Genomic DNA, 11,602 nt, shown 5'->3' with positions numbered 1-11,602 from the left:
CCGCGGATGCCACCGACCGCAGCCCGGTAGGACGTGAGGGTATTTCGCATTGCCGTCCGGACAGTTAGCGTGCATTCGTGGCCATCGACAGCGACACCCTGCGCGAACGCCTCGACAAGGCGACCGCCCACCTCGACCCGCCCTACGCCGTGGTGGACCTCACCGCCTTCGACGCCAACGCCGCCGCGCTGGCCGCCCGCAGCAGCGGCAAGCCGGTCCGCGCCGCCAGCAAGTCGATCCGCTCCCGCGACCTGCTCGACCGGGCGCTCGGGCAGGCCGGCTGGGCCGGCGTGATGGCGTTCACCCTGGCCGAGGCGAACTGGCTGGTCCGCTCCGGCGCGACCGGCGACGCGCTGGTGGCGTACCCCACCGCCGACCGGGGGGCGCTCGCCGCCCTGGCCGGTGATCCGCAGCTCGCCGCAGCGGTCACCCTCATGATCGACAGCACCGAGCAGCTCGACCTGATCGACGCGGTGTGCGCCCCGGGCCGCCGCCCCGAACTCCGGGTCTGCCTCGACCTCGACGCCTCCTGGCGACCCCTGCGCGGCCGGGTGCACGTCGGGGTCCGCCGCTCGCCGGTGCACAGCGCCCGGGCCGCCGGCGCGCTCGCCGCCGCCGTCGCCCGCCGGGCCGGCTTCCGGCTGGTCGGCCTGATGTCGTACGAGGCACAGATCGCCGGGCTCGGGGACGCCCCGCCCGGACAGGCCGCGCTCAGCGCCGCGATCCGGATCGCCCAGCGCGGGTCGTACCGGGAACTGCTGGCCCGGCGGGGTGCGGCGGTCGCCGCCGTCCGCGAACACGCCGACCTGGAGTTCGTCAACGGCGGCGGCACCGGCAGCGTGGCCGCCACCAGCGCCGACCCCTCGGTCACCGAGGTCACCGCCGGCTCGGGGCTGTACGGCCCGACGCTGTTCGACGCCTACCGGGCCTGGCGGCCGACCCCGGCGGCGTTCTTCGCCTGCTCGGTGGTCCGCCGGCCGACGCCGGAGATCGCCACCGTGCTCGGCGGCGGTTGGATCGCCTCCGGACCGGCGGCGACGAGCCGGCTGCCTCGGCCGTGGCTGCCGGCCGGGCTGGAACTGGTCGGCACCGAGGGCGCGGGTGAGGTGCAGACCCCGCTCACCGGTGCCGCCGCAGCCGCCCTGCGGATCGGCGACCGGGTGTGGTTCCGGCACGCCAAGGCCGGCGAACTCTGCGAACGGGTCAACGACCTGCACCTGGTCGACGGGGACAGCGTGGTCGCCACGGTGCCCACCTACCGGGGCGAGGGCCACGCCTTCCTCTGACAACCCCCACCCCTCGGCCGGCGCCGGGCCGGGGGTCGGCCGGTCAGGGCTGGGCGGCGGGTTCGGCCGGAGCCTCGACGTGGCGGTGCAGGTACTCCCGGATGAGCGCCTTGGCCTCGGCGAGGACCCGCTCGTCGCCCTCCTGCTTGCGGCGGAACGCCAGCTTGATCAGGGCGTCGGCAGCCTCGACGGCGATCTCCAGGCAGAACCGCAGGCGCGGCTCGTCGGCCATGCCGAACCGCTCGGTGAGCACCCGGGCCAACTGGTCGGCGATCACCCCGTTGTTGTCCCGCTGCTCGTCGAGCAGGTGCAGGTCGACGACGTCGCCGAAGTGCAGGGTCCGGAAGCCCGGGACCGTACGGTGCATCGAGATGTACTCGTCGATGCCCGCGTCGACGCCGTCCCACCAGTGGGTCAGATCGTCGGAGGCGAAGCGCTCGTCGAGCCGCTGGAGGTAGGACTCCATGGTGCGCAGCGTCAACGCCTGCACTATCGCCCGCTTGTCCGGGAAGAACTGGTAGACCGACCCGATCGCCACCTCGGCCCGCTCGGCGAGCAACGTGGTGGTCAACCCCTCGTACCCCACCTCGTCGACGAGCTCGGCACAGGCGTCCAACATCCGTTGGACACGCGCGACACTTCGACCCTGCACCGGAACGCGGCGCAGCGGCCCGGTCGTGGCGGCTGGTGTGGACACTCGACGCCACCCCCCTTCGACGGAAGAACATATCCACATGTCACGAGACCGTGACTACCGGTACAACGAGCGGACCTCGATTGCGGTATTTACCAGGCACAACGTTCCTGATATGAAGTCAGTTCACGTTCATGTCGAGGAGCGCCGATGGCCGGTACCACCACCGCTTGGTCCAACTGGGCGGGCAACCAACGCAGCGTCGCCACCGCCATCCTGCGCCCTACCACCGTCGAGGACATAGCCGAGGCGGTCCTGGACGCGGCAGGCGCGGGCGAGCGGATCAGGGTGGTCGGCAGCGGCCACTCGTTCACCCCGATCGCCCTGGCGGACGGCCGGCGGATGGAATTGTCCGCCCTCGACACCGGCGTCCGGGTCGACCGGGACGCCCGGCTGGTCACCGTGCCCGCCGGGACGACCCTGCGGGCGCTCAACGCGCTGCTCGCCGGGCACGGCCTGGCCATGCCCAACCTGGGCGACATCGACGCACAGACCATCGCCGGGGCGATCTCCACCGGCACCCACGGCACCGGTGCCGCGTACGGCTGCCTGTCCACCTTCGTCGAGGCGCTCACCCTGGTCACCGGCACCGGCGAGGTGCTGCACTGCTCGGCCGACGAGCACCCGGACATCTTCGCCGCCGCCCGGGTCGGCCTGGGGGCGCTCGGCGTGCTCGTCGAGGTCACCCTGCGCTGCGTCGACGCGTTCACCCTGCGCGCACACGAACGCCCCGCCCCGCTCGACGAGGTGCTGGGCGACCTGTCCGGGCTCGTCGGCCGGCACGACCACGTCGAGTTCTACTGGTTCCCGTACACCGACCGGGTGCAGCTCAAGACCAACGACCGGGTGCCCGCCGACGACCGGCCGCTGCCCCGCTGGCGGGGCTGGCTGGACGACGACTTCCTCGCCAACACCGTCTTCGCCGGGGCCTGCCGGCTGGGTCGGGCCGTACCGACGCTGGTGCCCACCATCAGCGCGGTCTCCGCCCGCGCGCTCACCGAACGCACCTACACCGGCCGCTCCGACACCGTCTTCTGCACCCCGCGCCGGGTCCGCTTCGTGGAGATGGAGTACGGCATCCCGCGCGCCGCCCTCCCGCAGGCGCTGGCGGAACTGCGCCAACTCGTCGACCGGCTGCCGTTCAAGGTGCTCTTCCCGGTCGAGGTGCGGTTCACCGCCGCCGACGACATCTGGCTGTCCCACGGCTACGGCCGCGACTCCGCCTACCTCGCCGTCCACCAGTACGTCGGCATGCCCTACGAGCCGTACTTCCGGGCCTTCGAGGAGGTTGCTGCCGGGCTGGGCGGCCGACCCCACTGGGGCAAGCTGCACTACCGGGACGCGGCCTCGCTGGCGACCGCGTACCCGAGGTTCGCCGACTTCCAGGACCTCCGGGCCCGCCTCGACCCCGGCCGGGTCCTCACCAACCCCCACCTCGACCACATCCTCGGCCCCTGACCCACCGGCACGACGATCCCGGCGGGGAACGACCCGGCAGAACGGGCAGTTTCCCGCCGTGCCGGCCGGCGGACGGGTTACTCGGCGGCGGTGGTGGCCTTGCGGGGGGTTGCCTTCTTGGCGGGGGCCTTCTTCGCCGTGGTGGCCGTGGCGGTGGTGGTCCGCTTCGCGGCGGCGGACTTCGCGGCGGCGGTCTTCTTGGCCGCGGCGGTGGTCTTCGTCGCCGTGGCCTTCTTGGCGGGAGCCTTCTTGGCAGGGGCCTTCTTCGCCGCCTTCTTCGGGGCCGGTCCCTTGGCCCGCTTCTCGGCCAGCATCTCCGACGCCTGCTCGATGGTCAGTTCCTCCGGGGTCTGCCCGCGCCGCAGCGACGCGTTGAACTCCCCGTCGGTGACGTACGGCCCGAACCGGCCGTCCTTGATCACCAGTGGCTTCTCGGTCAGCGGGTCGACGCCCATCTCGCGCAGCGGGGGCGCGGCGGCCCGACGCTGGCGGGTCTTCGGGGCGGCCAGCAGCGCCAGCGCCTCGTCGAGGGTGACGGTGAACATCTTGTCTTCCGAGTCCAGCGAGCGGAACTCGTCACCGCGCTTGACGTACGGGCCGTAGCGGCCGTTGTTGGCGACGACCTCGGCACCGTCCGGGGCGACCCCGATCACCCGGGGCAGGCTGAGCAGCTTCAACGCCTCGTCGAGGGTGAGCGAGTCCGGCGTCTGCGTGCGCAGCAGCGACGACTTCCGCTCGCCGCTCGCGACGTACGGGCCGAACCGGCCGGACTTGAGCACGATCGGTTCCCCGGTGGCCGGATCGTCGCCGAGCTTGCGCTCGCCGCCCCCGCCGAGGAACAGCTCGTGCACCTTCTCCGGGGTCAGCTCGTCGGGGGCCAGCCCCTCCGGGATCGGCGCCCGGTCGCCCTGGCTGCCGCCCTCCTCGCCGTCGGCCTTCGGCGTCGGCTGCTCGCCGGGCAGGGCCCGTTGCAGGTACGGCCCGAACCGGCCGACCCGGACGACGACCTCGCGCCCCTCGTCGTCGGTGTGCAGCGGGATCGAGTTGACGCTGCGCGCGTCGATCTCGCTGAGGTTCTCGGTGACCAGTTTCTTCAACCCGCCCGCGTGGGCGATGGCCTGGTCACCGGTGCCGTTGCTGCTGCCGAAGTAGAACGCGGTGAGGAAGTCGACGGCGGCGTGGTCGCCCCCGGCGATCTCGTCCAGCTCGTTTTCCATGCTGGCGGTGAAGTCGTAGTCGATCAGACGCGGGTAGTGCCGTTCCATCAGCCCGATCACCGCGAACGCCAGGAACGTCGGGATCATCGCCTGGCCGCGCTTGGTGACGTAGCCCCGGTCCTGGATCGTCTGCATGATCGACGCGTACGTCGACGGGCGACCGATGCCCAGTTCCTCCAGCGCCTTGACCAGCGACGCCTCGGTGTAGCGCGACGGCGGCTGGGTGTGGTGGCCCTGCGCGGCCAACTCGTCGGCGGTCAGCGGCTGGTCCTTGACCAGGGTGGGCAGCCGACGCTCGGCGTCCTCGGCCTCGGCGTTCTCGTCGTCGCTGGACTCGACGTACGCGCGCAGGAAGCCCGGGTCGGTGATGGTCTTGCCGGTGGCGCCGAAGTCGGCCTCCTCCTGGGCGACGGAGACCGCCCGGATGCGCACCGACACGCTGGAGCCGACCGCGTCGGTCATCTGCGAGGCGATGGTGCGCCGCCAGATCAGCTCGTAGAGCTTGAACTCCTCGCCGGACAGCTCCTTGGCCACGTCGCCCGGGGTGCGGAAGTTGTCGCCCGCCGGGCGGATCGCCTCGTGCGCCTCCTGGGCGTTCTTCACCTTGCCGGTGTAGCGACGCGGCTCCGGTGGCACGCTGCGCTCGCCGTACAGCTCGACGATCTGCCGGCGGGCCGCCGCGATGGCCGTCTCGGAGAGGTTCACCGAGTCGGTACGCATGTAGGTGATGTAGCCGTTCTCGTAGAGCCGCTGCGCGGTGCGCATCGTCTGCTGCGACGAGAACCGCAGCTTGCGGGCCGCCTCCTGCTGGAGGGTGGAGGTGATGAACGGCGCGTACGGGCGGCGGCGGTAGGGCTTCTCCTCGACCCGGGTGACGGTGAACGGCCGCCCGTCGAGGCGGGCCGCCAGGCCGCGCGCCCCGCTCTCGTCGAGGTGCACCACGCCCGCGCCGGGCCGCACCCGGCCGGTGGTCGGCTCGAAGTCCTTACCGGTGGCGACCCGGTCACCGTTGAGGGCGACCAGGGTGGCGTTGAAGGTGCGCGGGCCCTCGCCCGGCTTCGCCACCGCGAGGGTGGCGAGGATGTCCCAGTACTCCGCGGTGCGGAAGGCCATCCGCTGGCGTTCCCGCTCGACCACGATCCGGGTCGCCACGGACTGCACCCGGCCCGCCGACAGCCTCGGCATGACCTTCTTCCACAGCACCGGGGAGACCTCGTAGCCGTAGAGCCGGTCGAGGATGCGGCGGGCCTCCTGGGCGTCGACCAGATCCCGGTCGATCTCGCGGGGGTTCGCCACCGCCGCCTGGATGGCCGGCTTGGTGATCTCGTGGAAGACCATCCGCTTGACCGGCACCTTGGGCTTGAGGGTCTCCACCAGGTGCCAGGCGATCGCCTCGCCCTCGCGGTCCTCGTCCGTGGCCAGGAAGATCTCGTCGACCTCCTTGGCCAGCTTCACCAGCTTGCTGATCTGCTGCTTGCGGTCGGCCGAGACGACGTAGAGGGCGTGGAAGCCGTTGTCGACGTCCACCCCCAGCCGGGCCCACGGCTCGCCCTTGTACTTGGCGGGCACGTCGGCGGCGTTGCGGGGCAGGTCCCGGACGTGGCCGAAGCTGGCCTCCACGACGTACCCCGGGCCGAGGTAGCCCGAGATCGTCTTGGCCTTCGCCGGTGACTCGACGATGACCAGACGGGTGGTTCCAGCTCTGCTCGGCACGTCTCTCCCCGACCTCGCTCCTGCTCCAGGCCCGTTTCGGGCCGTGTTGCGCCCGCCGGACCACCGTCGGTCCGGATGTCCAACGTAACGCGCCGCCCTGGTTCCGGGTCCCGGGGGCGGCAAACAGCGTCCGCGCGGCGGCACCGCCGGCGCCGCGCGGCCTCAGTGACCGGACGGCGCCACCGTACACCGTGGGTAGGCCCCGAAGTGGGCCATGGTGACGACGCCGGCCCTCCGACCTGGGCGAACCCGGGTGTTCACGGAGTGAGACGACCAGCATACTGTCCGCGATGCCGTCCTTGATCGGGCACCTGCCGGTGGGCCGAGGTCGCGGCATCCCGGTCGCTCCGACACCGCACCGTCGCCCCCGTCGTGTCGATCACGGCCCGCCCGCCGGCCGGGGGTCACGGCCAGAGGTCGGCGGGGGCGGTCGGTGGTCGGTCGCCGACCAGCTCGGCCAGCCGGGCCAGCCGCCGGCCGCCGATCCGGTAGGCCGGGCCACCCGCCTCCACCTCCAGCAGCGCCGCCGGCAGGCCCACCACGGCGAGCGCCGCCCGCACCACCGGCCACCACGGCTCGTCCCGCCGGTCGAGGCGCAACAGCAGCCCGGCGTCGTCGGCCGCACCGGCGGCGGCCAGCCACAGCCGCAACCGCCGGCCGTGCAGGTGGAACCGGGGCGGTGGTCGCTTGACCCCGCCGGCCAGCCAGGCCGTCGCCAACGGCGCCAGCGTGGTGAGGTACGGGGTACGCACGACGTAACGCTGCTCCCCGGTCGGCTCCCAGCCCGCCGCGAGTCCCCGCCGGGCCAGCTCGTCGACGAGCACGTGCACCCGCCAGGCCGCGTCCACCCCGACCGACAACCGCGCGGTACGGCCCATCCGGTGCACCTCCCCCGGGCCGGCGAGCAGCCCGGCCAGGTCGGCGACGGACGGATCGGCCGCCTCGGTGCCGAACAGCGACAGCTGACGCCCCGGTTCCCCGGGCGGGTCGGCACGCCTCAGCGACACTCCGGAACCTCGTCGAAGGCCTGTTTGAGTTCTGTCGAGTTGAGCCGCCCGGTGTCCAGCGCGCTCGCGTCGTACTCCTGGTTGAGCGTGTCGACCGCGGCCTGGACACCGTCGTAGAAGGCGGCGGCCCGCGTGGTGTCCAGGGCGTCGATGGTGTCCCCGGCGCGGCCGTAGGCGTCCCTGATCTTCGCCAGGGAGGTGCGGAACCCCTTCGACACCTCGTCGCCGTGGTCGGTCTCCGGGATGCCCGCGTCGGCGATCTGGCGGCGGGCCGTCTCGCTCGCCTGTTCGGCGCCGCCGAAGAGCCGCACCAGGTTCTCCTTCGCCTGCGCCGGGGTGGTCTGCGCGGTCATCTGCTGGTGGGTGCTGCTGGTGAGTTTGCTGATCTCGGCCCGCCACGGGGTGAGCGCCTCGCAGACCGACGCCGCCCAGGCCCGGGGGCTGGGCCCGCCGCCGCACCCGGCCACGACGAGTACGACCGTGACGAGGACCACCGTGAGCTTCCCGGCGTCACCCGCCCGACACGTACGCATGCGTTGCAGCGTACGGCCTCCGGGCGATTGCGCCAGCGGTCAGGTTTCGGGCGCACCGCCCGGCGCAGCGGGCCCCCGCAGGACCGGGGACCCGCTGCGCCGTGACTCAGGCGTTGGCCGGTTCGGCCTGCTTCGGGTCGTTGCCCGTGCCGGTGCCGCCACCGTCCGGGGTGGAGTCCATGGCGACGCCCTTGCGCTTGCTGAACACCACGGCCGCGACCACGATCAGGGTGGCGACCACCGCGATCGCCAGGCGCAACGGGGTGTTCCGGTCGTCGCCGACGCTCCAGGCCACCACGGCGGGCGCGATCAGCAGCGAGACCAGGTTCATCACCTTGATCAGCGGGTTGATCGCCGGGCCGGCGGTGTCCTTGAACGGGTCACCGACGGTGTCCCCGATGACCGTCGCGGCGTGCGACTCGGAGCCCTTGCCGCCGTACGCGCCGTCCTCGACGAGCTTCTTGGCGTTGTCCCACGCGCCACCGGAGTTGGACAGGAAGACCGCCATCAGGGTGCCCGCCCCGATCGCCCCGGCCAGGTAGGAGGCCAGCGCGCCGGGGCCGAGGCCGAAGCCGACCGCGATCGGGGCGAGGATGGCCAGCAGGCCGGGGGTCATCAGCTCGCGCTGCGCGTCCCGGGTGCAGATGTCGACGACCTTGCCGTACTCGGGACGCTGGGTGCCGTCCATGATGCCGGGCAGCTCACGGAACTGCCGGCGGACCTCCATCACCACCGCGCCCGCCGAGCGGGACACCGCGTTGATGGCCAGCCCGGAGAAGAGGAAGACCACCGCCGCGCCGATGATCAGGCCGACCAGGTTGCGCGGGTTGGCGACGTTGAGCGCGTTGAGGATCTCGTTGCCGACGTCACCGACGCCCGCGTCGGAGTAGGCGGTGCTCAGCGTGTCGGTGTACGAGCCGAACAGCGCGGTGGCCGCGAGGACGGCGGTGGCGATCGCGATGCCCTTGGTGATCGCCTTGGTGGTGTTGCCGACGGCGTCCAGCTCGGTGAGGATCCGCGCGCCGTTCTCGTCGATGTCGCCGGACATCTCGGCCACGCCCTGCGCGTTGTCGGAGATCGGGCCGAAGGTGTCCATCGCGACGATCACGCCGACCGTGGTGAGCAGGCCGGTGCCGGCCAGCGCGACCGCGAACAGCGACAGGGTGATGGAGCTGCCGCCGAGCAGGAACGCGCCGAAGACCCCGGCACCGATCAGCAGGGCCGAGTAGACCGCCGACTCCAGGCCGACGCTGATGCCGGCGAGGATGACGGTGGCCGGGCCGGTCTGCGAGCTCTTGCCGATGTCCTGCACCGGACGCCGGTTGGTCTCGGTGAAGTAGCCGGTCAGCGCCTGGATGGCGGCGGCCAGCACGATGCCGATGACGACCGCGCCGATGGCGACCACCCGGGGGTTCTGGTCGACGTCGGTGAGCCCGCCCTCCAGCTCGCCGAAGCTGGCCGGGAGGTAGAGGAAGGCGGCGACCGCGACCAGCACTGCGGAGAGCACGGCGGAGAGGTAGAACGCCCGGTTGATGGCGGTCAGGCCGTTGCGGTCGGAGGTGCGCAGCCGGGTGATGAAGACCCCGACGATGGCGATGAGCACCCCGATGGTGGAGATGATCAGCGGGAAGACCAGGCCGTCCTCGCCGAACGCGGCGCGGCCGAGGATCAGCGCGGCGACCAGCGTCACCGCGTACGACTCGAAGAGGTCGGCGGCCATGCCGGCGCAGTCGCCGACGTTGTCGCCCACGTTGTCGGCGATGGTGGCGGCGTTACGCGGGTCGTCCTCGGGGATGCCCTGCTCGACCTTGCCGACGAGGTCGGCACCGACGTCGGCGGCCTTGGTGAAGATGCCGCCGCCGACCCGCATGAACATGGCGAGCAGGGCGGCACCGAAGCCGAAGCCCTCCAGCACGGTCGGCGCGTCGCCCTTGAACAGCATGACCACCAGCGCCGCGCCGAACAGGCCGAGGCCGACGGTGAGGAAGCCGACCACACCACCGGTGCGGAAGGCGATCTTCATGGCGGCTTCCCGGCCGCCGGCCGCCTCCCGGGCGGCGGCGGCGACCCGCAGGTTGGCCCGGGTGGCCAGCCACATCCCGGCCCCACCGATGAACGCGCTGAACAGGGCGCCGACCACGAAGAACGCCGATCGGCCGATCTTCACCGCCAGTTCACTGCCGTCGGTGTCGTGCACCGGCAGCAGGAAGAGCAGCACGACGGCGACGACCACGAAGATCGCCAACGTCCTGAACTGCCGGAGCAGATAGGCGGAGGCGCCCTCCTGCACCGCGCCGGAGATCTCCTGCATGTTGGTGGTGCCCTTACCGGCTGCCAGCACGGCCTTGGTCAAGGCGGCGGCGAAGACGAGTGCCACCAGCGCGATGACCGCGGCGATGACGACGTACGTCACGTTCTCTCCGGTGAGGGACAGCGCGCCGCCTTCGGCGGCCAAGGTCCCGGACATCTATGTCCTCCTGTACCGAACACTGTCGCGCCGGCCAGTGGACGTATGACCGACGCCTGGATGCGGTGGCGCACGTGCTCCGACCCGCCCCGACGGAAGATGATCAACATCCATATCCGCTGGCTGCGGGAACGATCACGTACTGACAACCCACAGACTGTAGCCCCGGCCAGTGTTGGAGGTCACACCTGGGGGACACCGTGTCCGGATGATCTCTGTAACTGTGTTATGAGGAAAAATCTGATATAGGAGGCCATCGACACCACGAGGCCGCGACCCACCAAGGGTCACGGCCTCGCATACGTACAGTGATGATCAGCGGCCGACCGGCCACACCATCCGGACCTCGGTCCCGATCCCCTCGGCCACCGGCCGCACCTGGAGGTCCTCCACGAAACCGGCGAGCAGTGCGAAGCCCACGCCGGTGGTCAGCGCCTCGTCGGTCAACGCCTCGTTGGCCAACTCGTCGGCGTTCAACGCGGCCAGGCCCAGCCCCGCCTCGATCGGCGCCCGGTCCACCACCCGCACCGAATACGCTCCGGAGTCGGACATCTCCACGAGCACCGGATCGGTCAGCCCGTACTGGTGGTGCAGGGCGACCGCCCGGGTGCACGCCTCGCCGATGGCCAACCGCACCTCGTCGAGCAGATCCTCCCGGACCCCGGCCCGGCGGGCCACCGCCACACCGACCAGACGGGCGGTGCGGACGTGCACCGGCGCCGGCGAGAAGGAGAGCCGGACCGTCGCCATCACGCGCCGGAGCCGGTGGGGTCGGCGGCGATCGCCGCGTCCACCGTCGGGTGCAGGGGGAAGACCTGGTCCAGGGCGGTGATCCGGAAGATCTTCAGCAGCGGCTCCTTGTCGCAGACCAGGGCGAACGAACCCCCGGCCGACCGCAACCGCTTCAGGGCGCCGACCAGCACACCCAGACCCGTGGAGTCGAGGAAGTCGACCCGACCCAGGTCGACGACCACCCGCCGGGCGCCACCGTCGATCAACTCCAGGAGCCGTTCGCGCAGTCGGGGTGCGGTGTAGACGTCCACCTCACCGCCGACCTCGAGCACCGTGTGCTCCCCCACGGTGCGGGTCGCCAGCGACAGCTCCATCAGTCCTCCTCCGAGAGCCGTAAACTCTCCTGGGCATCTAACCATCCCCGCCGGACGGCCCGGCGAGGTCACCGGCGGCGGCTCCTCCATACCCACCGGCCCGGTTGTTCAGCACCGAACA

Annotated in this window: 9 protein-coding genes; 2 read left to right on the top strand and 7 right to left on the bottom strand. The window is 71.8% G+C overall.

The features are described from left to right. The first annotated feature begins 77 nt into the window (after positions 1–77). Positions 78–1,286 (top strand): amino acid deaminase/aldolase, encoded by a 1,209-nt coding sequence (locus tag FJK98_RS02145; RefSeq protein WP_145917503.1) that lies wholly within the window; start codon positions 78–80, stop codon positions 1,284–1,286. Positions 1,287–1,329: 43 nt separating this feature from the next. Here FJK98_RS02145 and FJK98_RS02140 read toward each other — a convergent pair whose 3' ends face one another. After that, entirely contained in the window at positions 1,330–1,983 is a 654-nt protein-coding gene (locus FJK98_RS02140; RefSeq protein ID WP_370516982.1) for a TetR family transcriptional regulator, read from the bottom strand. A gap of 147 nt (positions 1,984–2,130) precedes the next feature. Between FJK98_RS02140 and FJK98_RS02135 the strand changes: the two genes are divergently transcribed. Continuing rightward, complete coding sequence (locus tag FJK98_RS02135) at positions 2,131–3,438, top strand: D-arabinono-1,4-lactone oxidase (RefSeq protein WP_145917502.1); 1,308 nt, start codon at positions 2,131–2,133, stop codon at positions 3,436–3,438. Between the two features lie 77 nt (positions 3,439–3,515). Here FJK98_RS02135 and topA read toward each other — a convergent pair whose 3' ends face one another. The 6 genes from topA to FJK98_RS02105 all read right to left on the bottom strand — a co-directional run bounded on the left by topA (position 3,516) and on the right by FJK98_RS02105 (position 11,481). Beyond that, entirely contained in the window at positions 3,516–6,368 is a 2,853-nt protein-coding gene (topA, locus tag FJK98_RS02130) for a type I DNA topoisomerase (protein ID WP_145917501.1), read from the bottom strand. Between the two features lie 404 nt (positions 6,369–6,772). Continuing rightward, positions 6,773–7,375 (bottom strand): hypothetical protein, encoded by a 603-nt coding sequence (locus tag FJK98_RS02125; RefSeq protein ID WP_370516981.1) that lies wholly within the window; start codon positions 7,373–7,375, stop codon positions 6,773–6,775. Then, positions 7,366–7,908, bottom strand: a complete 543-nt coding sequence (locus FJK98_RS02120) for a hypothetical protein (RefSeq protein WP_145917500.1) — start codon at positions 7,906–7,908, stop codon at positions 7,366–7,368. Before FJK98_RS02120 ends, FJK98_RS02125 begins: the two co-directional genes overlap by 10 nt. A gap of 106 nt (positions 7,909–8,014) precedes the next feature. Then, complete coding sequence (locus FJK98_RS02115; protein WP_145917499.1) at positions 8,015–10,375, bottom strand: sodium-translocating pyrophosphatase; 2,361 nt, start codon at positions 10,373–10,375, stop codon at positions 8,015–8,017. Between the two features lie 315 nt (positions 10,376–10,690). Next, positions 10,691–11,125, bottom strand: coding sequence for an ATP-binding protein (locus FJK98_RS02110; protein ID WP_145922524.1), 435 nt, complete (start codon positions 11,123–11,125; stop codon positions 10,691–10,693). Continuing rightward, positions 11,125–11,481, bottom strand: coding sequence for an STAS domain-containing protein (locus FJK98_RS02105; protein WP_145917498.1), 357 nt, complete (start codon positions 11,479–11,481; stop codon positions 11,125–11,127). Before FJK98_RS02105 ends, FJK98_RS02110 begins: the two co-directional genes overlap by 1 nt. Between the last annotated feature and the right edge of the window lie 121 nt (positions 11,482–11,602).

Source organism: Micromonospora sp. HM134 (assembly GCF_007833915.1).
Lineage (GTDB): Bacteria > Actinomycetota > Actinomycetes > Mycobacteriales > Micromonosporaceae > Micromonospora > Micromonospora wenchangensis.
This window is presented reverse-complemented; position numbering and strand designations above follow the sequence as displayed.

Coding starts and splice junctions, on each gene's coding strand:
- FJK98_RS02135 (WP_145917502.1), top strand. CDS start 2,131: ATGGCCGGTACCACCACCGCTTGGTCCAACTGGGCGGGCAACCAACGC.
- FJK98_RS02120 (WP_145917500.1), bottom strand. CDS start 7,908: ATGCGTACGTGTCGGGCGGGTGACGCCGGGAAGCTCACGGTGGTCCTC.
- FJK98_RS02115 (WP_145917499.1), bottom strand. CDS start 10,375: ATGTCCGGGACCTTGGCCGCCGAAGGCGGCGCGCTGTCCCTCACCGGA.
- FJK98_RS02110 (WP_145922524.1), bottom strand. CDS start 11,125: ATGGCGACGGTCCGGCTCTCCTTCTCGCCGGCGCCGGTGCACGTCCGC.
- FJK98_RS02105 (WP_145917498.1), bottom strand. CDS start 11,481: ATGGAGCTGTCGCTGGCGACCCGCACCGTGGGGGAGCACACGGTGCTC.